Origin of the sequence: Latilactobacillus sp. (genome assembly GCF_033176295.1) — a bacterium.
Lineage (GTDB): Bacteria > Bacillota > Bacilli > Lactobacillales > Lactobacillaceae > Latilactobacillus > Latilactobacillus sakei.
The window spans coordinates 14,537-37,517 of sequence record NZ_JAMQEX010000002.1 but is presented as its reverse complement, the minus strand read 5'-3'; the positions used below and the strand labels follow the sequence as shown (position 1 = coordinate 37,517).

Genomic DNA, 22,981 nt, shown 5'->3' with positions numbered 1-22,981 from the left:
ACCTACTTAACCTTCGTAATTGTGCCGTCTAACGACCGTTCAACTTGCATTTGTGCGACTGGGATGTAACCCATTTTGCTAACTTGTTTATTTTGAATCTTATCCGATAAAACATAGGCCAAGAATTCCTTGGTTAATCCCGTTGGTTGACCTTTAGTGTAAACATGTTCGTATGACCAGATTGGCCAAGTGTTATTCATAACGTTTTGATCATCTGGTGCAACACCATCCAGTTTAAGCGTTGCAACCGTGTTATCCACATAAGAAAAGGCTAGATAACTAATCGCCCCGGGTGTATTGGCCACAATTGAACGGACCATCCCAGTTGAATCTTGTTCTTGCGCTGGTTTTGTCTTGCGATTACCCATCACCCATTGTTCAAAGGTTGAACGAGTACCGCTACCTTGTGCTCGGTTAACCAAGACTACTTCTTGATCAGGACCACCAACTTGCTGCCAGTTCGTAATTTCGCCGCTAAAGATTCTAGCTAACTGCGTCAGCGATAAATTCTTAACGCCAATTTTTTTATTAATGACTGGTGTAATACCAACAACAGCCACTTTATGATCGACTAATTTGCCCGCTTTAATGCCAGCTTTTTCTTCTGCGAATAAATCAGAATTACCCATTTGAACGGCGCCTTCTTGAATCTGGCTTAAACCAGTCCCAGAACCGCCACCTTGAACGTTAATAAACTGACCTGAATGTTGGGCACTGTATTGTTCGGCTAACGCTTCAATCAGTGGCTGTAAGGCCGATGACCCAACTGCCGTGACTGATTGCCCATTTTGTTTAGATTGACAACCAGTTAATAGTAATACAACGAATGTGACTAATAAGCCAATAACACTACGTTTACGCATGCTAATCCTCCACGAATTCCATTTAAACCCTTTGATTAATTATAGAAAAGAATTGTAAAATCTAACACTATTGAATGTAAATATTTTGTAAATCACGTTAAGGGGAAGGTTAAAATAAACTGACTACCGACCCCTAATTGGCTTTCAACCGTCAATTGCCCACCAATACTTTCGGTAATTTCCTTGGCAATCGCTAAGCCTAACCCAGTCCCACTCTTATGTGTCGCCCGAGCCTGATCAACGCGATAGAACCGTTCAAAAATCCGTTCTTGTAAATCACTTGGAATACCTAATCCTGAATCAACAACTCGGATTATCAATTGTTGATGATCGACTTGAGCCGCAATCACAAGAGACCCCGCTTGTTTATTATAGGTGATACCGTTGGCAATCAAATTCTTCAAGACTTGGTTTAACTTCATTTTTTGCGTCTTAAACGTCAACGTCTCTGGTATATTGACGGAAACGTGAATTTCTTTTTGTTGAATCTTTTGTTGCATCAATTCTAGGTTAGCTTCAACTATCGCTTTTAACCCAATATCTTGCGCTTGCGTTTGATCTTGGCGATCCAAGTGTGATAACGCCAAAATATCCTGAATTAAGGCTGTCAGGCGCGTGCTTTCTTCGTAAATAATCTTCAAGAACTGCTGTAAAGTTTCCGGATCATCCTTGGCCCCTGCCAACAGCGTTTCAGCAAAGCCTGTAATTGCCGTCACCGGTGTCTTCAATTCATGACTGACGTTGCTAACAAAGTCGAGTTGCATCTGTTCAACTCGGCGAATATCAGTTAAATCATACAAGATCACTAACGCCTGAAATTTAGACTTCACGGTATTTAACTGAACTACATTGGCATCGACAAATCGTTCCCGATTCTGAATGAGTTGAATCTCTTGATGGTGACTGCGCCGATAACGGAAAGTATGTTCAATCATCCGCGTTAATTCATAAGTCTTAATATCATCGATATACGGGTGCTTCTGAGGCTCGATTGCGGTTTCTAATAACTGCCCCATCGCCTCGTTATGCAAAACAACTTGGCGATTTTCATTAATCACCATTACTCCGACCGGTAAATGATCAATCAACCGATCAAAGCTGCCTTGTTGGATGGCAATCTTTTGACGCATGTGACGCATATCCTTGTTTAATTGGTTCACTTCGTGTGCGAGGACGTATAATGACGCGTCCTTTTGGAAAATAATTGGTTCTGGCGTTTCTTCGTAGCGAATATGATGAATATTGGCCACCAAAATCTTCAAGTGCTCGTAAAAATGGCTGCGTTGCCGTTTAAATTGCCAGAGAACAATCAAACTAAACAGTAGATACAAAACAGTCACTGTCAGGGCGATTTCCGGCCAGGTATGCCAGAAGCGTTGTTGTGGCATCAATAAGACAAACGTTGGCTGACTCGATTGATGAACCGCAACTAAATACCAACGGCCATCAATCTTTTGCCTAACACTAAAATTGCGCGTGGTATGATCACGATTTAAAACATCGGCCACTGACCGTTCCAACTTGGTGTGCTGTGGCGACTGTGAAGTCACAACTTGTAATTTATTTTGTTGTAGCCATTTTTGACGCTTAAAGTCGGCGTCTTTCACAATTAAGGCGTAATCGGCACGCCGTTCTTTGAGTGTCGCACTTTGCTGGCGATAAATGACTAAATTAATGAGCAAAATAAAGGCTATGTAAATAGCCACTAAAATAGTGGCTAGCTTATAAAATCTCACTTGATCATGCTTGGTCATGTGCGGGATCCTCCAATTGATAACCAAAACCACGAACCGTTTTTAGATAAACAGGATGGCGCGGATTATCTTCAATCTTTTCACGCAAATGACTCACTTGAATGTCAACCATTCGGGTTTCAGCTGGGTAATCGAATCCCCAAACGGCATTTAATAATTTTTCACGACTTTGCACCTTATTGAGTCGATGCATAAAATACACTAATAATTCGAATTCTTTCGGCGTTAAGTGCAACTTATGATCGCCTTTTTTTGCGATTACTTCGGTTTCGTCCACACTTAAATCACCGACCACAATCGTTTCAGACGCCTGTTCAACGGGTTGTTCAATAGGCTGAGTGGTCCGGCGTTCAATGGCTCGAATTCGAGCGATGATTTCGCGGGGGCTAAAAGGTTTCGTCACGTAATCGTCGGCCCCAACTTCAAGCCCAACAATCTTATCCGTTTCGTTGTCCTTAGCCGTTAAAATCATAATTGGCGTTTTTAATTTAGCTTCCCGAATTTTTTTCGTTACCGCAATCCCATCTAGTTTGGGTAACATCAAATCCAAAATGATAAAATCAAATTTTTGCTGTAAGGCCATCGTTAGCGCTTGGGCGCCATCCGTTGCCGTCATTACCTTGAAATGTTCTTGCTCCAGATTATATCTCAACAGTGTCAAGATTGCTGGTTCATCGTCTACCACTAGAATCGTTTTCATCAATGTCATCCTTCTCTAATTAATTCTCTGGAAATAAAATAACACCTAATTCGTGGGGTGCATCGGCAAAAACTGCACTTTCCGTAATGCGATATTCACCCTGAAGATCTTGAACTTTCAAATGACAATAAGTCGAATGGCTTTGAATCGCTTGATAGAAATTTTCATTGTTTGAAATTGCTTGACCATTACATTCCACAATCACGTCCCCAGCTTCTAACCCCATTTTAGCAGCTGGTGTTTGTTCGAGAACCCCCAAAATACGAATACCCGCATACGGTTTTGTAAAATGTTGCTTATTTGCCCGGCTTTGTCGTCTCAATCGCCATTGTAAGATAAAACAGATAATCAACGCAACACTTAATGTGCTCAATATGATTCTTGGGAATATAAAGCTAACGATACCGGCAACCACAATTACACCACCAAATGTGATTTGCGTTCGCAAATCACGCGTCACTAACGCTGACATCAATTCTTTAATCGCTTTAACTGAAAAGCCGAGAATCAACGGTAAGATGACGATGTTAAATGATTGCTGACCAATATGTAGGACTGGCCAAAAGCCCCAATCAGGTAACTGATTAGTGCCTGGTACTAAAAAGAAAACGGGTGCTAAGTAGATTTGACGGCTCGTAAACATCGCTGTCATCCGCCCCCGACTGCTAGTGATGACGTGTGGTGTCACCACCTTAGTGGCATCCCACTTTTGTAAAAAGCCAGTTAGGATTGTAATTAAGCCTGCTACAATTAACAGTTCTGCTAGCAAACTATTACCCGCTAGAATTTGATATTGTGGCCAAATCATTGCACTGATTAAATACAATAAAGCACTTAATAGTATTAAGACGTTACCCGCAAAACCAATTGGCATCAAAAATAAGGCTACTACCGCGACAATTTGGTAGACTAACCACCAATTTAAATTAATTGTGACGCCTAACAACAAGGTACAACAACTGAGCGCTAAACCCGCTAATAACCCGTGCCACCAAAATAGTTTCAACTCTGGCCACTTAGGATTAACGGCAATTCTAAACGTCTGTCGTTCATGTTTGATACGATGTAGCGCTAACCAAAAAGCAAACACAATCGCCACCCATAACAATGGTGTCGTGAAAAAGGTAAGCAACATATTAACGAACATCTCCATTAAATAAACCCTCCAACCTATTCAATCCCGCCAACCTGAAACCGATGCCAATCGCATCTGTCGAACAGACCGCCGAACTTTCCCCATAAGTATAGCATTTTGTCCCGTTAACTGCCTAGCCCTTAAAAACGCTAAAAAAGGAACCCCAGCTAAAAAGCTGAGATTCCTTTTTGTAAATCAGTATGATTACTTGTTAGATTTTTAAGAAACGACGCATTGAAACGACTGATCCCAAGGCCCCGATAACAATCCCTAAAATAGCCATTGTTAAATCGAGTTGGAATAAGAACATGCCTGGTCGTAAGAGTGAGTAACCGGCAGAAGCCATGCTGAGGGCCATATGATTATAAACCCAGACATAACCAAAATCGATTACGATAACCGGAACAATTACCCCTAATAACCCGGTCCAAGCCCCTTCAAAGAGGAATGGCCAGCGAATATAGGCATTAGTTGCCCCAACTAAACGCATAATCCCGATTTCGTCACGCCGTGATAAAATCGTAATCCGAATCGTATTTGAGATTAAGAAGACAGCTACGAATAAGAGTAACGCTGCAAAGCCTAAGCCCCATTTGCGGATATTCTTCATCACGCTAAAGAGTTTCTTAGCATTATTACCACCATAAGTAGCGTCGTAAACGTGCGCTAATTTCTTAGCCTTTTTAGCGACCCCAATCGTTTTATTGGGATTCGTTGTGCTGACCATATAAACATCATAAAGTGGATTATCGTCGCCGGTAAACACCTTGAATGATTGGCCGTAACTACCAACCACCTTATTCAATTCTTTTTTCCGACTTGAATAAGTGACTTTTTTGACGGACGCCATTTTTTTAAGTTTCTTTTCTAACTGGTTTTTCTGGTCGTTGGTTGTACCACGTTCAACCATTACCCGGACGTGCACGTCATTTTCGATGTCATTTGAAATTTTATTAAAATTAAAAATCATCGCAAAAACAACGCCGACCAATAGTAATGTGACTGTAACAGCACTGACAGCAGCGACTGACATCCAGCCATTACGCTTTAAACTCTTAAAACTATCATTTAAATGGCGCTTCAACGTTCTAATCTTCATAGCCGTACTCACCTTCTTTTTCATCCCGGACTAAACGACCATCTTCAATCGCTAAGACACGATGCGTCCGTTCGTTAACCATTTGTCTGTTATGAGTCGCCATTAAAACAATTGTTTCTTTATTGTTGATGGCTTCTAAAATATCCATAATGCCTTCTGACGTTTCTGGATCTAAGTTCCCAGTTGGTTCATCAGCAATTAAGACTTCTGGATAGTTGACAATTGCCCGTGCAACAGCAACTCGTTGTTGTTCCCCACCAGATAATTCGTTAGGGAAGCGATCATTTTTGGCTTTTAGACCCACCAATTCAAGCACTTCAAGTACTCGTTTTTGGATGACTTCGGGTTCAGCTTCAATGACTTCCATTGCGTAAGCGACATTTTCAAAAACTGTCAATCGTGGCAATAATTTGAAATCTTGGAAAACCACACCGACTTTACGGCGTAAATAAGGGACTTCCCGATCTTTCATGTTCACTAAATCAAAACCAGCCACTTCAATTTCACCACTGGTGGCCTTTAATTGATGATATAACATCTTAATAAATGTTGATTTACCAGCACCACTTGGCCCAACAATATAGGCAAATTCGCCAGCATCAATCGTTACGGATAAATCCTTGATTGCTGTGACACCATTTGGATATTCTTTGGACACATTCGTCATTCGAATCACTGAGGTAACACTCCTTTTTAATTGTTCATCATGTAATCTACAAAAAACACTAGTCGTATCTTATTATAGCATGCCGTCTTACTTATTCGGCATCAAAATTAGTAAACTCTAACGAATCCCTCTGCCAAGCTTAATTCGGATTTTTTTGGCTCAATTGCCATTGTAAGTACGCATACATAAAGGGATCTAAATCACCGTCCATGACGGCTTGACCGTTACCTGTTTCGTAATTAGTCCGGTGATCTTTAACCATCGTATAGGGGTGGAAAACATACGATCTAATTTGTGAACCCCAGCCAATTTCGAGTTGTTCACCCTTGATAGCGGCTGCTTTTTTGGCCTGTTCTTCTTGTTCTTTTTGATATAACTTGGCTTTCAACATGTTCATCGCAGTTTCTCTATTTTGCAACTGTGATCGTTGTGCTTGTGAACTAACGACAATCCCCGTTGGTAAATGGGTTAAGCGGACGGCTGAAGAGGTTTTATTGATATGTTGGCCACCAGCCCCACTGGAACGGAAAACGTCAACCCGCAAGTCCTCTGTGCGAACTTCGATATCAATTGACCCGTCTAATTCAGGCATCACATCGACAGAACAAAATGATGTATGGCGCCGACCGGCTGAATCAAATGGTGAAATACGAACTAAGCGATGGACCCCTTTTTCAGAGCGCAATAATCCGTAGGCATTATGGCCCTTGATCATCAAAGTGACACTCTTAATCCCGGCTTCTTCACCGGCTTGATAGTCCTCTGTTTCTACGGTAAAACCGTGCTCATCTGCCCAACGTAGATACATTCGTAATAACATCGCACCCCAGTCTTGGGATTCTGTTCCGCCAGCACCAGGATGTAATTCAACGATTGCGTTATTGCTGTCGTATTCACCTGATAATAATTGCCCCAATTCATATTGGCGCATCTGACTTTGAATCTGCTCTAAGTCGGCTTCAAAGCTCGCCTGTAGCTCGTCATCAGGTTCTTCTTGTAATAACTCTAAAGTGACACTCAATTCTTCAAACTGCGCCTGTAATTGGTTAAAAGAATCATACTTTTCCTTTAACACATTATTTTGATCAATTAATTGTTGCGCTGATTGTTGGTCATTCCAAAAATCAGGATCGCCCATCTGTGCTTCATTTTGTGCGATGCTTTCTTGCAGGCCTTCTAAGTCAAAGAGACCCCCTGAACTGCGTTATTTTACTCTCAATTTCGTTTAATAAATGTCTTGCTTCACTTAATTCCATTTGATTAACCTCTTTTTGATTTCATGCCATTAAAAAATGGCTAAGTCAATTGCCTCAGCCATTCGTTAATTAGCGTCGAATATTTTGACGAATTTCCGCCTTCATGAAGAGTCGAGTTGTATCGTAATCGATATCACTAATCATTTCTTCAAACATTCTGTAGCCTTCTTCTTGATATTCAACCAATGGATTCATTTGACCGTAGCCCCGTAATCCGATTGAATTTCTAAGTTGATCCATTGCGTCGATGTGGTCTGTCCAACGTTCATCAACAACACGGAGAATAACAACTTTTTCAAATTCAAGCATTTGATTTTCATCAGATAATTGTTTTTGTTTTGTCGCGTAATTCTTTTCTGCAAAAGTCATCAATAATGCTTCGATTTCTTCAGCTGACTTGCCTTGTAACTTCTCAAGTGTTAATTGTTCTTCACTAACCATTGAAGTCGTTGCAAAATCATGAATTGCTTCAAGGTTCCAATCTGCTGTATCACCTTGTGTGTGCAATTGAACGATTCGTTTAACCGTTCTTGAAATCATTGGCATAATCACTTCTTTTAAGTTGTCTTCTGCCATAATGACTTGCATCCGTTGTTTATAAATGACTTCACGTTGTTCACGCATGACATCATCGTATTGAAGGGTTTGTTTACGTGTATCGTAGTTATTCCCTTCAACCCGTTTTTGTGCGGCTTCAACTTGGCGCGTAATCATCTTACTTTGGATGACAGCATCGTCGTCTGAAATCTTCATCCGATCTAGGAATGCTTTGATTCGTTCTGAACCAAAACGTTTCATCAAGTCGTCTTCCAATGACATATAGAATTGTGTTTCACCAGGATCACCTTGACGACCAGCACGGCCTCGAAGTTGGTTATCAATCCGTCGTGATTCATGACGTTCAGTACCGATAACGGCTAAACCACCTAAATCTGTGACACCAGGTCCTAATTTAATATCAGTCCCACGACCAGCCATATTAGTAGCGATTGTAACAGCGCCCCGTTGACCAGCATTCATGATGATTTCAGCTTCTTTGAAATGGTTTTTCGCATTCAAGACAGCATGCGGCACATTATTTTCGTCTAATAAACGTGATAGTAATTCTGATGATTCAACCGCAACCGTCCCAACTAATGTTGGTTGGCCTTTTTCGTAACGTGATTTGATGTCTTTCACAACGGCGTGGAATTTACTTTCAAGCGTTGGGTATAACACATCTGATTTATCGTTACGTGCGATTGGGCGGTTAGTTGGAATTGAGATAACTTCCATATTGTAAATTTCACGGAATTCTTCTTCTTCGGTTTTAGCCGTCCCAGTCATCCCTGAAAGTTTGTTATACATTCTGAAATAATTTTGATACGTAATGTTGGCCATTGTTTTGGTTTCATCTTGGATTTCAACGCCTTCTTTGGCTTCAATCGCTTGATGTAAGCCATCTGAATAACGACGACCATCCATCACACGGCCAGTGAATTGATCAACGATCAAGACTTCACCATCTTGAACCACATAATCGATATCCTTCAACATGATGAAATTAGCACGCAATGATTCATCCAAATGATGCGTCAAAGCTGTATTTTCAATGTCATATAAGTTATCTAGACCAAAATTAGCTTCAGCTTTGCCAATACCGGCTTCTGTTAAACTAATTGTTTTTGTAGGCCAATCGATTTTATAATCTGCATCTTCTTTTAACGTCTTCACAAAACGATCTGCACGAATATAAAGTGCCGTTGATTTTTCTGCTTGTCCAGAAATAATCAATGGTGTCCGAGCTTCATCAATTAAGATTGAATCCACTTCATCGACAATCGCAAAGTTCAATGGGCGTTGTACCATTTCTTCTTTGTAAACAACCATGTTATCACGTAAGTAATCAAAGCCAAGTTCACTATTAGTTGAGTACGTAATATCAGAGTTGTAAGCATCGCGTTTTTCTTCAGGAGTCTTCGCGTTTAAGTTCAAACCAACTGAAAGCCCTAACCAGTTATACAATTCACCCATTTCAGTCGCATCACGACTTGAAAGGTATTCATTGACGGTAACAACATGAACCCCTTGACCCGCAAGCGCGTTCAAATAAACGGGCATTGTGGCGGTTAACGTTTTACCTTCACCAGTTTTCATTTCAGCGATATTACCTTCGTGTAATGTAATCCCACCAATAATTTGAACCCGGAATGGAAATAAACCAAGCACACGTTTAGCGCCTTCTCGAGCGACCGCGAATGCTTCAGGTAAAATATCGTCTAATGTTTCACCATTTGCTAATCTTGTTTTAAATTCAGGTGTCTTAGCTTGTAACGCTTCGTCAGATAAATTACTGTATTCATCTTCATAAGATTGTACTTTATCGGCAATTTTGCCCATTCGTCCAACTTCACGTTTATCGCTTTCTACCCATGATTTTAGAAAATTTGCCATGTATTATAATTCTCCTCTGGAAATTCTGATCACTATGATTTTAATTAAATTTTAGAATTACTGGACCACTAACACCTTATTCTAACATTTATTACAGTCAATTAAAACCTGATGCTTAAACAAATACATGCGATTAGGCATAAAATTAACCCTATTACCTATAGTCTTATTCTGAAAATAAATAAAGGGCTCGAAACAAACACTATTTTGTTTGTCTCGAGCCCTTCACGATGTTTATTTAAAATTTTTTATTCATCTGTTTCGATCAAACCATAACGACCATCTTGGCGTTTGTAAACAATGCTTGTGCCATTTGTTTCTGAATCTTCAAAGATAAAGAATTCATGGCCTAACATGTTCATTTGTAAGATAGCTTCTTCGCTATCCATTGGTTTTAATGAAACACGTTTAGTTCTAACAACTTGCATTGGTTCTTCTGGTAAAGTTTCTTCAGAAGAAACCACTAATTCAACACTCTTGATACCACGTTCACGTGATTTACGATTAATTTTTGTTTTATATTTACGAATTTGACGTTCTAGTTTATCAGTTACCAGATCAACACTGCCGTACATGTCTGGTGATGTTTCTTCAGCTCTAAGAACCAAGTAAGGGAGCGGAATAGTCACTTCGACCTTCGCTGTTTTATCAGGATAGACTTTCAAGTTAACGTGTGCAGTTGCTGTAGCTGATTCATCAAAATATTTTTCGAGTTTGCTGATTTTCTTCTCAACATAACTCCGAATTGCTTCTGTGACTTCAATATTTTCTCCACGGACATTAAAACTTAGCATATGATTTCTCCCCTTTCACAAATAACCCCATTGGTTATTTGTCACCCAATAATTGATAGATTATTGGGGCTTTGTTACTAAGTTCATTATATATAAATTGCGGCCAATAGACAAATAAAACGATTACTATCTGGCCAAAGTAATTGCATTAATTGTAATTTGCGGATAACGAGCACGCAGACATTGCTGAGCATGCCACAACGTTCGACCGGTCGTGTAAATATCATCTAGAATCGTTATCGACTGTAGCTTATCAGGTAACTTTTGTGGTATTAATTCAAAAAATTGCGGACTTGCGAGTCGTTCTGCACGATTTTTTTGCGCTTGCCCCTTTTCCGTTGGTCGCTTTTTCAAGAGTGACATTAGCGGAAAACAATTTTCGAATAAGCCTTGGACTGGATTAAAACCGCGTGCTTGTTGATGTTGCTCATCGGATGGGATCGGCACGTAAGCTACATTGGGCTTTACTGGAAACCGCGTTTGAATGTCCCGTTCAAATAGTAACCGTAATTGATAATCTCCTTGGCCCTTATAACGTTGAAAATATAACTGCATCGCCCGATTATAAGTAAACAATGCTTGATTTTTAAAATGCTGTTGGGGGTAAAGTTGTCGCCAATGCTGACAATCAGAACATAAAATGCCCGTCAATAGTGGCCGACTACAATCCGAACACTGGTTGCCACTGATAGGTTCAAACTGCTGTAAACAAATTTGACAGATATGCGGTTTAAGTAGTGGTTTTAGTTGTAGCAGTTGTTTAATACTTGGCTTTTCAATAATGACATTTTGACACATTAAACAGTTGATTGTAATCGCCATCCCCTCTGATTTTGGGCCTTAATTTGCCGACAAGCTCCTTTAATAGCGCGGGTATAATCCTGATAATAAAAATGAACTGGATTTTGGGTATAGTCTTTATGCCGTCCTGCTCGCCCGGCAATCTGGACCAAAACGGCTTCATTAAACACCATGTGTTCCGCGCCTAAGACCAAAACCGCAACATTTTTAAATGTGACCCCCCGCTCCAAAATAGTGGTCGTCACCATTAATTGAATTTGTTGAGCCCTAAACGCCGCGATCTTTTCAATTTGTTCAGGATCGTTTGCGTGCACCGTCTCAATTCTGACCGCCGGTAATAAAATTGATAGTCGATTGGCAACTGGTTTTAATAATCTGACTTGCGGTACAAATAGCAAAATCTGCTGGTTTTTTAAACAAATCTGGCAATCATGCTCAAGTCGTTTAGGTAACCGGCCCTTCTTTAATCGCGGCCGCCAATTGAAAGCGACATGCCGTTGCGGTTCTGGCAATATTCCCCCATGAAAGCGAAGCGGTAATTCACTAACTGTCATTTGTTTAGCAGCAATCGCCCGCTTGATGGCTGGTGTCGGCGTAGCCGTTAAATATAATAACGCACACTGAGGCTTACAGGCTTGTTCAACTGCCGTGGCTAAAACTGGATTATCAACAAAAGGAAAAGCATCCACTTCATCAACGATGACCGTATCAAAAGCGTGATAAAACTTCAGTAATTGATGTGTCGTGCAAATCACTAACTGGGTATAGCGATAGGGCTCGGTTTGCTCGCCATGCATCAACATGATACTAGTCGTCGCAAAGGCGGCTTGAAGCCGCGGATACAGTTCTAGACAAACTGCGACTCTAGGTGCTGCCAAACACACTCGCTGTCCCTTTTGTAGTGCGACTAGAATCCCTTGAAAAAGCATCTCGGTCTTCCCGGCACCGGTCACGGCTGTTAATACGTGCCATTTATGGGCTTGAATAACCGCTACCACTGCTTGGGCGGCTTGTTCCTGATACACTGTTAATTGGCCTGCCCACGTCAACTTCGGTGTAGCGGTTTTAAATAAATGATCCTCAGGGATTGTATATAACCAATCCCCTTCTACTAAACGACCAAATAACAAACACTGCGCGCAATAATGACGGCCGTCTGGTAAGCAAGTTTGCGACGGTACCACTTGCTGACAACGTTGGCAGATTAAACGTTGCTTGACCCGTAAAAACGCGGGTCGGCGCTCAATCTGTGGTAAACTATAATTATTATTTTGCGTATCGGCTAACTGGGCCGCAGTAAACTGGCGGCCACAGGCAATCACTGGTTGTCCCATTTTATTTGCTCCTTTGGGATTAATATACGCAATCGGAATCTATTTTTTTGAGGTGTCTTCTATGGAAAGTTATTTAACCGTTCAAGCAGACGGGCAGTTTGAACTCGAAATTAAAAAGTCTCGCTTCATTTGTCAAATCGCTCGGGTTAGTGATGAAGCTGCTGTACAAGCCTTCATCGATCAGGTCCGTAAAACACATACTAAGGCCAATCATAATTGCTTTGCCTACCAATTGGGACAACCCGCTAACATTCAAAAACAAAGCGATGATGGTGAGCCCAGTGGCACTGCCGGTGTTCCCATACTGGAAGTTTTACGTCAAATGCAACTTACGAATCTCTGCGTCGTTGTCACGCGATATTTTGGAGGCACTAAATTAGGCACTGGCGGCCTGATTCGTGCTTATAGCCACGCGACTTCCGCCGCCCTCGAACATCTTGGCATTGTCCAAGGCATTGAACAAACTGCTTGTCATTTAACCATCGACTACGCACAGTTCGATTCTCTTCAAAACCGCTTAGCGCAACTGAATTTAGCTGCCCAAGATATTCAATATACAACTGATATTCAACTAACGGTTTGGTTGCCCACCGAAGAAGTCCCCGCCTTTGAAACCCAGATGACCGAGTTGCTCAATGGGCAGCTCACATTAACACTTGGCCAACACCAATTTAACGAAGTCCCCATCAGTACCCAAGCCATTCACGACTTACGTTATCAAAAATAACTATCAAAAAAGGATTAGCCAATGGCTAATCCTTTTCTTCATCTCTCGGTTTTAATAATCGTTTTAGTAAGTGTAATAATGGTTGACGATTTTCACCAACTAACCCAATTGATTCAACAAATAATTCTAAGCCAAACAAAACGGCAATCGTTAACGCTAAACTCCCCCACAGTGTTGACAACGGGTATAATAGCGAAATCAGTGAGAAAACTAATGCCAAACCGTAGATAACCAGTACCGTTTGCCGGTGTGACAAGCCTAATTGCATTAAGCGATGGTGTAAATGGTGTTTGTCCGCTTGTGAAATTGGCTTACGATTTAAAATTCGTCGTAACATTGCATAAACCGTATCTGTAATTGGCACCCCTAAAATAATAACTGGAATCAATAACGTAATAAAGGTGACATTTTTCAAACCCTTCAAGGATAGGACCGCAATCATGAAACCTATAAACAAGGCCCCCGTATCCCCTAAGAAAATCTTGGCGGGATGGAAATTATGCGGCAAGAAGCCGATTAGCGCAGCGACTAAACAGAAAATCATAATGGAAACACTGACATTAGTAATGGCTAAGAAGAAGTAGGCAATCACACCCATCGTGAATAAGGCAATGATTGAGACCCCGGTCGCTAAACCGTCTAAGCCATCAATTAAGTTTACTGCGTTGGTTATTGCTAAGATCCAGAAAATCGTAATTGGAAAACTTAACCAACCTAATTTAAAGGTTCCCACCAACGGAATGGTTAAGATATTCATCCGTACACCCGCTAGGAAGTAAATCACTAACCCAGCGATTAAAATTCCCAACATTTTTTCTTTAGGACTTAATTCTTTGATATCATCAATCATCCCGGTGATGATGATAATACATTCTGCTAAAAAGATACTAAATAGTTCATGCGTCGGAAACTGTCCGCGCAATAGAATAAAAGTGCCTACATTAAAGGCAATAAAAATCGCCAGACCACCCATTGAGGGCATCGCTTTCTTGTTCACTCGGCGAGCGTTGGGTTTATCAACCGCGCCTAAGACAAAAGCTAAGCGTCTAACGAGCGGTGTAATTGCGGCCGAAACGAGCATGGTCGCAAACAACCCAACGATGATTCTAAACATGGGCATCATTTGATTCGCCTACTTTCTCTAACATTCACTTTATTATACAAATCCCAGCCCATAAACACAACCAGGACTTAATTTCTTAATGAAATCCAAAAAAAGGGGGTGACAAATTTAATTGTCCCCCCAAAAAATATATCAACTGATAACTACTTAGCGTATTCGACTGTTCTGGTTTCTCGGATAACGGTCACCTTAATATGACCAGGATATTCAAGTTGATCTTCAATTTGATTCTTAACATCACGCGCTAAGACGGTTGCTTGATCATCTGTGACTTGTTCTGGTTTAACAATCACGCGGACTTCTCGGCCGGCTTGGATTGCAAAACTATGATCAACACCTTTGAAACTATTCGTAATACTTTCAAGTTTCTCAAGCCGGTGAATATAGTTTTCAAGTGATTCAGAACGCGCTCCTGGACGAGCAGCTGAAATTGCATCAGACGCAGCCACTAAGACTGAAATAATTGACGTTGCTTCAATATCACCATGATGCGAACCAATTGCGTTAATCACCGTTGCCGGTTCCTTGTAACGCGTTGCAAGTTCAACACCAATTTCAACGTGGGAGCCATCAACTTCATGATCCAGTGCTTTACCGATATCATGTAATAACCCAGCACGTTTGGCAAGTGTCACATCTTCACCTAATTCAGCAGCCAAAATCCCTGTTAATTTAGCAACTTCAATTGAGTGATTCAAGACATTTTGACCATAACTTGTTCTAAAGTGTAGCCGTCCTAAAACTTTGATTAAATCTGGATGCATGGTATGAATCCCAACATCAAAAATGGCTTGTTCACCAATTTGACGAATTTGTTCATCCATTTCTTTACGTGACTTATCGACCATCTCTTCAATACGAGCTGGATGAATCCGGCCATCTTGAATTAACTTCTCTAAAGTCATCCGGGCAATTTCACGTCTAATTGGATCAAACCCACTTAAAACTACTGCTTCTGGTGTATCATCGATAATTAAATCAATCCCAGTTAATGTTTCAAGTGTTCGAATGTTCCGACCTTCACGGCCAATAATCCGGCCCTTCATATCGTCATTAGGCAGTGTTACAACCGTCACAGTTGTTTCAGCTACCATATCTGCTGCACTACGTTGAATTGCTTCAGCAACTAATGTTTTAGCTGTCCGATCCGCATGCTCTTTAGCAGACTCTTCACTTTCTTTAATTAAAACAGCCCGTTCATGATCCAAGTTCTGTTTCGTTTCATCCAAAATGATCTTTTGCGCTTCATCATGTGAAAGCTCAGCAATCTCTTGTAACTTCGTTCGTTGTTGTTCAACCAACGCTTCGACTTCTGCTTGCTTTTTCGTTAATTGTTGCGCTTGCTCAGCTAAAAGATTTTCATGTTCCTCTAATGCCCGCTCTTTTTTGTCAAGCGTTGCATCTTTACGATCCATGGTTTCTTCACGCTGTATCAATCGATTCTCTTGTTTTTGAACTTCACCACGTCGATCCTTCAATTCATTTTCAATTTCAGAGCGATATTGATGATTTTCGTCCTTTGCTTCCAAAAGAATTTCTTTTTTTCGCGTTGCCGCTTCTTTTTCGGCTAACTCAATTATTCCTTTAGCAGTCTTATTTGCACCATCAATTTCACGTTCGTGAGCCTTCTTTTGCAAAAGCGTTCCAACAGCTAAACCAACGATTAACATGATGACTGCGGTAAGGATTAATAGCAAATCTAAGTTCATTTTTTCACCTCCGCATCATCAAAAATTTTAAATTGCAAGCACGTTGCAAATTTTTAAAGATGTAATTATGTTTAATTTTTCAACACATAGTTATTTTATAGTTTACTAAACCGCCTGTCAACTTAAAGTGTCAGCATTGCAACCGTTTACCGGACTGATTGCCACTCGTTTATTCGGTTAATCCAGCGCTTATTGTGTTAGGCCCTTAGACATTGTCAAACCGCCTTCGGTCCAATTGCGAATATGACTTAACTTATTAGTAATCCCATTCGGTAGTAGACGCTATAAGTCTTAATTTACCAATCCTTAACCTTAATCATTCGGTTATACCTAAAACAAGAGCCAGTACAAAACTAAGTTTTGGCCTGGCTCTTGTTGGTCATGCTTTATTCTTCTGTTGAATCATCTGGCAAAATATTTATTTGTTCATCCTCATTTGTGGGAAGACCTTCTTCTGGTACATCTGAAATACCATAAGCTGCTCTAACCTTCAAACGAACTTCATCTTCGACATCTTCATGATCAGCCAAATAGTTTTTAGCATTTTCACGCCCTTGACCAATTCGTTCTGAGCCATAAGAGTACCAAGAACCACTCTTATTGATAATGTCTTTTTCAACCGCCATATCAACCAATTCACCGGTCCTGGAAATCCCTTGACCGTACATGATATCAACTTCAGCGACCTTAAATGGTGGTGCTACCTTATTCTTAACAACTTTAATGCGGGCGCGGTTCCCAATCATGTCGGTCCCATTCTTGATGGTTTCAGCACGCCGGACTTCAAGCCGAACAGTTGAATAGAATTTCAAAGCACGCCCACCTGGTGTGACTTCGGGATTACCAAACATCACGCCGACTTTTTCACGGATTTGGTTAATGAATAACGCAATCGTCTTCGTCTTATTAATTGTTCCTGATAATTTACGTAAGGCTTGTGACATCAAACGGGCTTGTAAGCCAACGTGGGCGTCACCCATTTCACCTTCGATTTCAGCACGTGGTACCAAAGCAGCAACTGAATCGACTACTAAAATATCAACGGCCCCACTTGATACCAAGGCATCAGCGATTTCTAAGCCTTGTTCCCCAGTATCAGGTTGTGACAAGAGTAAGTCATCGATATTAACACCAAGTGCTGTTGCGTACTTAGGATCCATCGCATTTTCAGCATCGATATAAGCAGCCGTGCCACCTTGCTTTTGCACTTCGGCAACAGCGTGTAATGCAACAGTTGTTTTACCTGAACTTTCAGGGCCGTAAATTTCAACGATCCGGCCACGAGGATAGCCACCTACTCCGAGCGCTTCGTCCAATGCCAATGAGCCAGATGAAACTGTTGAGACTTGTGTATCAACCTTTTCACCCATGCGCATAATTGAACCTTTACCAAAATTCTTTTCAATCTTCTTTAGGGCAGCATCAAGTGCTGCTTGTCTTTCATCTTTAGCCAATTAAGTGACCCTCCTTAAAAGAGTACATTTCATTACTCTCTTAGTTTACAGATTTCGTTAAATAAAAGCAAGTTAAAATCGAACAAACGTTCTTAATTTTTGTTCGGTCATTATATAATACGTAATTCGCCGGGATTTTACCAATAAAAAAACTGGCCTGCTTTAGCGGGCCAGTTTTGGTGATTATTTAGAAAATGAATCTTGAAAGATACCCCGGTTTTTAATGAAATATTCGGTCCCTGAGTAAATTGTGAAGAATAGACAAACATATAACATGATATCAGCCATTGGTAAGCCAATATTAGCAAAGAAGACGTTATGCAAGAATAATAAGATGATTGCCAACATCTGAGTTGTGGTTTTAATCTTACCAGGCATGGCAGCGGCCATGACCTCGCCACCTTGGCTCAAGAGCAATCGAAGACCGGTCACTGCTAATTCACGCCAAATAATGATGGCAACTACCCAAGCGGGCGCAGCACCTAATTCAACAAGGAAGATGAAGGCTGTCATTACCAATAACTTGTCCGCTAGTGGATCAGCAAACTTGCCAAAGTTAGTCACCAAATGTTGTGAACGTGCAATTTTCCCATCCAACAAATCCGTCAATGATGCAACAATAAAGATAATTGTGGCGATCAATTCACTGACCGGAATGGCCGTCCCAGCAACAATTACGTCACCAGCCGGTACGTCAAACGCTAATAGGATTGTAAAAATAGGAATTAAAATAATTCTAAACATCGTCAATTTATTTGGTAAATTCATCGGATAGACCTCTCACATCTCTTTATTATTTTGCAAGTGTTGCTGTAAAGTTTACTGTTCGGACCTGAACTGTTTCATTATTAGGATTTAAATTAACAGCTGTGTCGTTAATCTTCATCTTCGTTGCAGGACCGTTCCCCGTTTTAACTGAGAATTGGGTTACGCCAGCTGGTAATTGCGTTGTTTGCTCAGTTCCTGGTGTAACAGAACCTTGCCAAATGGTTGAACCATTAACAATTAACCCCACCCAAGCCGTTGCGTTTTCAGCTGAGAACGTCAACGTATTAGCTTTGTTAGGCAAGTTTTTAATCGTGAAGGCTTGTTGTGAACCACTCATACTTGTCATTGAAGCTGATAACTTAGTTTCTTTTGCCTTTTTGTCAGCTTCTTTTTTAGATTGTTCACTTGCTTTAGACGCTTCTTTGGCCTTACTTTCTTGGGCTTTTTGTTGATTATCGTCTGAACTTGCTTTCTTAGCTGTTGATTGGTCACCTGAAACGGTTACCGATGAACTAGTTTCAGTTAATGTTTCCCGGTTTTTGCCTCGGTTACTGAGCGTAATCCCGTAGACAATTCCAACAATCACAATCACAACCGCAACAACGGCGATTTGTGGTGCTAAGCCCCGCCATTTTGCCCATTTAGAGTCGGTTGTTTCGCGTGTTAAACGGGTTTGATTTTCAACTGACTTTTCAACATATTCTTCTGGTTTTGCGTTGGGCAATTTATCTTGATATTCAGCTAATAGCGCCTCACTATCAACGCCCACCGTTTGTGCATATTGCTTAATAAACGCCCGCACATAAAAAGTCCCTGGGAGTGCATCAAAATCGCCCTCTTCAATTGAACTTAAATAACGCTTTTGAATTTTCGTAATTTGTTGTAAATCATCTAATGTATAACCTTTTTCAATACGTGCTTCACGTAATTTTTGACCAATTTCATTCATTTGAATTCCACCCACTATTATCCCATTATCATTACTCGTCATTATAGCATATTGCCACAATGATATTGTATTAAGATTTCTTTATTTTAGCCAACCGCCGTCAACATAAATTGTCTGTCCCGTTAAATAATTGGCTTCTGGTGCTAACAAAGTCTGGACCCAATAAGCAATCTGTGCTGGCGTCGCAAAACGACCAGTTGGAATCTCAGCGGCAATCGCCGCTTGTTCGTCTGCTGTAAACTGTTGGTTCATTTTCGTGGCTACCGCACCAGGGGCAATCACGTTGACCGTGATGCCTAATGAGCCAACCTCTTGCGCGTAAGCATTCGCAAAGGCTGACTGGGCACCCTTGACCGTACTGTAAGGGACTTCCATTGCACTGCCACGACCACCATAAATGGAGCCAATAAAAACAATTCGGCCCAAATCGCTCTGGGCTAATTTCGACTGCAAAGCTTGTAAAATTAACATCGGGGTCTTCACGTGCACTTGCCACAACGCATCAATTTGCTCGGCAGAGACCGCTGGCAATAAGCCATAAGTCGTCATGCCAGCGGCAAAAATAACCGCATCTACTTGAAACAACTGACTTTTCAACTGGTCAACCGCAGCGGTACCCATCGTTAAATCCAACTGAAGTGCAAAAAAGTCTTGGCGCGCATACTGCTGATTAAGCTGCTGTTGTAGTTTTTGAATACGTTCTTGATTTTGGTTATAGTGCAAATAAAGCGACCAACCGTCCGCTGCTAAGCGTTGGGCAATGGTAGCCCCGATACCACCTGAGGCGCCGATAATTAAAGCTGAGCGTCTCATTTTTGCGTCACCTCTGGTAAGATATGGCAAACTGTCATAATTTCAATTTTGAAGAATTCGGCCGCAACTTGTGCCAATTCTGCTAACGTTACCTGTTCAATCAACCCTAGCACATCAAACGGACTCACTTCGTCGAAAAAGGCATCGCTGTATTGATTGGCGATTGCTTCTAAGGAATTAAAAGCTTGTAAGTATTCGCCAATTGCCGCTCTTTTGACCAAGGCTAAATTGGCTTCTGAAAAATCAGGACTCTCCTGATAGTGTTCCAAAATATTGATCAACGCATCCGATAAGCCCTGTGCATCATCAGTGTCACCACCAAGGGTAATGAAGTTAAATGAGCGTTGAATAGCGTATTCATAGCCAAAACTATCATCTAAAATCCCTTGTTCATATAATTTTTGAACTTGCGTTGATGAATCGCCAAAAAGTAATTCTAATAACAGGTTCATCTTAATTTTCATTTCTAGTGCTTCTTGACCAGTCCCAAAATCAGTTAGTCCTTTGATACCGACCATGCTCTTACTGCGAGTCACCGGCATTTCTAAAGAGCGGTACGGAATAATGTCACTACCATCAGCTTCTTCTTCCGGTAATGAGCGATTAATGTCGCTTGGTTGTGCAAAATCTTTAGCGTCTTGATTAGCGCTGACCCACGACAATACTTCTTCAGGATCATTAATCTGACCCACGATGAATAAATTCATATTGCTGGGTTGATAGAAAGTTTGATGCGCTTGGTACAATTCTTCAGGCGTAATTTGTGCAATACTTTCGATAGTACCGGCAATATCCGTTCGAACTGGGTGTTGTGGATAAAGGTTGCCCAGCACCGTATAAAATAAACGCCAATCTGGTTCATCGTTGTACATCTGAATTTCTTGCCCAATAATGCCTTTTTCTTTATCGACTGTGGCAGCCGTAAAATAGGGTTCCTGTACAAAATCAAGCAAAATATCCAAGTTTTCCTTCAAATGACTGGTTGTTGAAAAGAGGTAGCTTGTTCGCGTGAAACTCGTGAAAGCATTTGAACTGGCACCAAATTGCCCAAATTTTTCAAAGGCATCATAATCCGCCTTTTCAAATAGCTTATGTTCTAAGAAATGCGCGATTCCATCAGGAACCGTCACATAGTCCGTTTGGCCTGCAGGTACAAAAGTCGTATCAATTGCACCGTAGTCAGTCGTTAAAATAGCATAGGTCTTATGATAACCACTCTTAGGATAGAGTTTGACCGTTAGCCCATTTTCGAGGGTGTCTTCATAGAGCGTTTCACCTAAGCGGGGATTTTGTCTAAGCTTCATTTGTGTCGACCCCTTTCAAGAAGTAGATTGCTTGGAGCTGCATCTTAGCGGCTTGTTCTTGGACTGCTTGTTTAGAAACGGCCAAAATGGCGGTCGTAAATCGATCCGCGTCTAATTCCGTTTCAGGGACAAAGATTTGATTAAATTGCTGTTGGCCCAAATAACCAGGGCTATCAAGACTGGATTTAAATTGATTGATTAAAGCTAATTTGGTTTGTTCAAACATAGCTTGCGTAAAATCGCCCGCGATAATACTTTGCCGTTGCGCTTCGATAATGGCTAGTACCCGTTCTTTTTGATGGCTTTCAATTCCGGTTTGAACCATGACAGCCCCTCGGAACGCATCGATATTGCTAGACGCATAATAGGCCAAACTCGCCTTTTCACGGACATTTGTAAAGAGTAACGATAGCGGTGTCCCACCGAATAATGCGTTCATCACTAAGGCCGCGTAATAATCTTTTTGGTAAAAATAAGCCGATAGTTGATAAGCCATGTTCAACTTCCCTTGTTGAACCGTCTGTTCTTCCGTCAATTCACGGACCGCATCACTAGCGGCTTGTTGATAAAAAATACCCGGTAGCGTTACAATCCGTGGTGCTAGTGATAGTTGCGCTAAATCAAGCGCTAGTTTTTCCTCATCTACATTACCCACAACCGTCATTTGAATCCGATCATTTGCAATCATCTGTTGATAATAAGCATATAAATCAGTCGCCGTAATCGTCTTTAAGACGTCAGCATCCCCATAATTAGGGGTTTGTTGCGTTTGGTCCGTAAAGTAAAGTTCCCGTAATTTAAGTGCAGCATAAGTTTGTTTGTCATCAGCAACACTGTCAATGTAGCGTTGCAAGTTTTCTTTTTCCCGATCAAAAGTAACCGCGTTAAAGGCTTGATCAATGACATCTGGTTTTAAAAGTAGTTCGCCAATAAAGGCAATTGCTTGTTGTTGTAAGTCGATTGTATCGCGTAAATATTGAGGGCTGACAATCCGCATTGAAATACTAAAAATCGCTAATTGTCCTTGCCGGTATGCATTCATATTGAAGCCAGCCCCATACATTGCTTGGAGTTGATTGGCAATTGCAACCTGATCACGATAAGCTTGACTACTAGCAGATAAGACACTGGCTAGTAATGACCGTTTTGTCAGGGTTTCTTTAGTCGCTGGTGCCACTAATTGCACAGAAAAGCGAATTGTTTTGAATTGTTGTGTTTGTAAGATATTTAAATAAACGCCATCCATTACTTTTTGATTCATACTTGCTGCTCCTCACTGTTTTAACAGTTAAAATGGC

At 41.1% G+C, this 22,981-nt stretch carries 20 protein-coding genes; 1 reads left to right on the top strand and 19 read right to left on the bottom strand.

Translation table 11 applies throughout. From position 1 onward, the window contains the following. Positions 1-2: 2 nt before the first annotated feature. The 11 genes from NDN60_RS01615 to NDN60_RS01565 form a co-directional block, all read right to left on the bottom strand. Complete coding sequence (locus NDN60_RS01615; RefSeq protein ID WP_056948832.1) at positions 3-863, bottom strand: phosphate ABC transporter substrate-binding protein PstS family protein; 861 nt, start codon at positions 861-863, stop codon at positions 3-5. A gap of 92 nt (positions 864-955) precedes the next feature. After that, positions 956-2,617 (bottom strand): two-component system histidine kinase PnpS, encoded by a 1,662-nt coding sequence (gene pnpS / locus NDN60_RS01610; protein WP_011374209.1) that lies wholly within the window; start codon positions 2,615-2,617, stop codon positions 956-958. Continuing rightward, on the bottom strand, positions 2,604-3,317 hold the full coding sequence (locus tag NDN60_RS01605) for a response regulator transcription factor (protein WP_011374208.1): 714 nt from the start codon (positions 3,315-3,317) through the stop codon (positions 2,604-2,606). The genes pnpS and NDN60_RS01605 overlap by 14 nt, the downstream gene beginning before the upstream one ends. Positions 3,318-3,336: 19 nt before the next feature. After that, on the bottom strand, positions 3,337-4,470 hold the full coding sequence (locus NDN60_RS01600; RefSeq protein ID WP_011374207.1) for a PDZ domain-containing protein: 1,134 nt from the start codon (positions 4,468-4,470) through the stop codon (positions 3,337-3,339). Between the two features lie 193 nt (positions 4,471-4,663). Beyond that, positions 4,664-5,551 (bottom strand): permease-like cell division protein FtsX, encoded by an 888-nt coding sequence (gene ftsX, locus NDN60_RS01595; RefSeq protein ID WP_099947624.1) that lies wholly within the window; start codon positions 5,549-5,551, stop codon positions 4,664-4,666. Further along, on the bottom strand, positions 5,541-6,227 hold the full coding sequence (ftsE, locus tag NDN60_RS01590; RefSeq protein ID WP_011374205.1) for a cell division ATP-binding protein FtsE: 687 nt from the start codon (positions 6,225-6,227) through the stop codon (positions 5,541-5,543). The genes ftsX and ftsE overlap by 11 nt, the downstream gene beginning before the upstream one ends. Positions 6,228-6,357: 130 nt before the next feature. After that, a protein-coding gene (prfB, locus tag NDN60_RS01585; RefSeq protein ID WP_099947623.1) for a peptide chain release factor 2 occupies positions 6,358-7,474 on the bottom strand; the annotation gives its coding sequence in 2 pieces (ribosomal slippage) (positions 6,358-7,401 and positions 7,403-7,474; 1,116 coding nt in all). A gap of 69 nt (positions 7,475-7,543) precedes the next feature. After that, on the bottom strand, positions 7,544-9,907 hold the full coding sequence (gene secA / locus NDN60_RS01580) for a preprotein translocase subunit SecA (protein WP_011374203.1): 2,364 nt from the start codon (positions 9,905-9,907) through the stop codon (positions 7,544-7,546). A 248-nt stretch (positions 9,908-10,155) separates the two neighbouring features. Next, positions 10,156-10,701: a ribosome hibernation-promoting factor, HPF/YfiA family gene (hpf, locus tag NDN60_RS01575; RefSeq protein ID WP_056948836.1), complete on the bottom strand. Its 546-nt coding sequence runs from the start codon at positions 10,699-10,701 to the stop codon at positions 10,156-10,158. 126 nt (positions 10,702-10,827) lie between these two features. Next, positions 10,828-11,523, bottom strand: coding sequence for a ComF family protein (locus NDN60_RS01570; RefSeq protein ID WP_147658291.1), 696 nt, complete (start codon positions 11,521-11,523; stop codon positions 10,828-10,830). Then, on the bottom strand, positions 11,499-12,836 hold the full coding sequence (locus NDN60_RS01565; RefSeq protein ID WP_056948838.1) for a DEAD/DEAH box helicase: 1,338 nt from the start codon (positions 12,834-12,836) through the stop codon (positions 11,499-11,501). The genes NDN60_RS01570 and NDN60_RS01565 overlap by 25 nt, the downstream gene beginning before the upstream one ends. Positions 12,837-12,897: 61 nt before the next feature. Here NDN60_RS01565 and NDN60_RS01560 point away from each other — a divergent pair, with 61 nt between their 5' ends. Next, complete coding sequence (locus tag NDN60_RS01560) at positions 12,898-13,563, top strand: YigZ family protein (protein ID WP_056948841.1); 666 nt, start codon at positions 12,898-12,900, stop codon at positions 13,561-13,563. Between the two features lie 25 nt (positions 13,564-13,588). On the opposite strand, the gene NDN60_RS01555 is transcribed toward NDN60_RS01560, so the two are convergent. The 8 genes from NDN60_RS01555 to yfmF form a co-directional block, all read right to left on the bottom strand. Continuing rightward, positions 13,589-14,677, bottom strand: coding sequence for a glycosyltransferase family 4 protein (locus NDN60_RS01555; RefSeq protein ID WP_056948881.1), 1,089 nt, complete (start codon positions 14,675-14,677; stop codon positions 13,589-13,591). A 152-nt stretch (positions 14,678-14,829) separates the two neighbouring features. After that, on the bottom strand, positions 14,830-16,395 hold the full coding sequence (gene rny / locus NDN60_RS01550; RefSeq protein ID WP_056948843.1) for a ribonuclease Y: 1,566 nt from the start codon (positions 16,393-16,395) through the stop codon (positions 14,830-14,832). A 386-nt stretch (positions 16,396-16,781) separates the two neighbouring features. Beyond that, the gene (gene recA, locus NDN60_RS01545) at positions 16,782-17,849 is read right to left on the bottom strand and encodes a recombinase RecA (RefSeq protein WP_056948845.1); all 1,068 of its coding nucleotides are present in this window, start codon (positions 17,847-17,849) and stop codon (positions 16,782-16,784) included. Between the two features lie 183 nt (positions 17,850-18,032). Continuing rightward, the gene (gene pgsA / locus NDN60_RS01540; RefSeq protein ID WP_056948847.1) at positions 18,033-18,617 is read right to left on the bottom strand and encodes a CDP-diacylglycerol--glycerol-3-phosphate 3-phosphatidyltransferase; all 585 of its coding nucleotides are present in this window, start codon (positions 18,615-18,617) and stop codon (positions 18,033-18,035) included. 25 nt (positions 18,618-18,642) lie between these two features. Next, positions 18,643-19,566, bottom strand: coding sequence for a helix-turn-helix domain-containing protein (locus tag NDN60_RS01535; protein WP_056948849.1), 924 nt, complete (start codon positions 19,564-19,566; stop codon positions 18,643-18,645). An 81-nt stretch (positions 19,567-19,647) separates the two neighbouring features. Further along, the gene (gene ymfI / locus NDN60_RS01530) at positions 19,648-20,379 is read right to left on the bottom strand and encodes an elongation factor P 5-aminopentanone reductase (protein WP_056948851.1); all 732 of its coding nucleotides are present in this window, start codon (positions 20,377-20,379) and stop codon (positions 19,648-19,650) included. Beyond that, entirely contained in the window at positions 20,376-21,683 is a 1,308-nt protein-coding gene (gene yfmH, locus NDN60_RS01525; protein ID WP_056948853.1) for an EF-P 5-aminopentanol modification-associated protein YfmH, read from the bottom strand. The genes ymfI and yfmH overlap by 4 nt, the downstream gene beginning before the upstream one ends. After that, a complete protein-coding gene (gene yfmF / locus NDN60_RS01520) occupies positions 21,673-22,944 on the bottom strand; it encodes an EF-P 5-aminopentanol modification-associated protein YfmF (RefSeq protein ID WP_056948855.1) in 1,272 nt (423 codons plus the stop codon). Before yfmF ends, yfmH begins: the two co-directional genes overlap by 11 nt. Positions 22,945-22,981 lie beyond the last annotated feature (37 nt).

Coding starts and splice junctions, on each gene's coding strand:
- NDN60_RS01615 (WP_056948832.1), bottom strand. CDS start 863: ATGCGTAAACGTAGTGTTATTGGCTTATTAGTCACATTCGTTGTATTA.
- pnpS (WP_011374209.1), bottom strand. CDS start 2,617: ATGACCAAGCATGATCAAGTGAGATTTTATAAGCTAGCCACTATTTTA.
- NDN60_RS01605 (WP_011374208.1), bottom strand. CDS start 3,317: ATGAAAACGATTCTAGTGGTAGACGATGAACCAGCAATCTTGACACTG.
- NDN60_RS01600 (WP_011374207.1), bottom strand. CDS start 4,470: ATGGAGATGTTCGTTAATATGTTGCTTACCTTTTTCACGACACCATTG.
- ftsX (WP_099947624.1), bottom strand. CDS start 5,551: ATGAAGATTAGAACGTTGAAGCGCCATTTAAATGATAGTTTTAAGAGT.
- secA (WP_011374203.1), bottom strand. CDS start 9,907: ATGGCAAATTTTCTAAAATCATGGGTAGAAAGCGATAAACGTGAAGTT.
- hpf (WP_056948836.1), bottom strand. CDS start 10,701: ATGCTAAGTTTTAATGTCCGTGGAGAAAATATTGAAGTCACAGAAGCA.
- NDN60_RS01570 (WP_147658291.1), bottom strand. CDS start 11,523: ATGGCGATTACAATCAACTGTTTAATGTGTCAAAATGTCATTATTGAA.
- NDN60_RS01565 (WP_056948838.1), bottom strand. CDS start 12,836: ATGGGACAACCAGTGATTGCCTGTGGCCGCCAGTTTACTGCGGCCCAG.
- NDN60_RS01560 (WP_056948841.1), top strand. CDS start 12,898: ATGGAAAGTTATTTAACCGTTCAAGCAGACGGGCAGTTTGAACTCGAA.
- NDN60_RS01555 (WP_056948881.1), bottom strand. CDS start 14,677: ATGTTTAGAATCATCGTTGGGTTGTTTGCGACCATGCTCGTTTCGGCC.
- rny (WP_056948843.1), bottom strand. CDS start 16,395: ATGAACTTAGATTTGCTATTAATCCTTACCGCAGTCATCATGTTAATC.
- pgsA (WP_056948847.1), bottom strand. CDS start 18,617: ATGAATTTACCAAATAAATTGACGATGTTTAGAATTATTTTAATTCCT.
- NDN60_RS01535 (WP_056948849.1), bottom strand. CDS start 19,566: ATGAATGAAATTGGTCAAAAATTACGTGAAGCACGTATTGAAAAAGGT.
- ymfI (WP_056948851.1), bottom strand. CDS start 20,379: ATGAGACGCTCAGCTTTAATTATCGGCGCCTCAGGTGGTATCGGGGCT.
- yfmH (WP_056948853.1), bottom strand. CDS start 21,683: ATGAAGCTTAGACAAAATCCCCGCTTAGGTGAAACGCTCTATGAAGAC.
- yfmF (WP_056948855.1), bottom strand. CDS start 22,944: ATGAATCAAAAAGTAATGGATGGCGTTTATTTAAATATCTTACAAACA.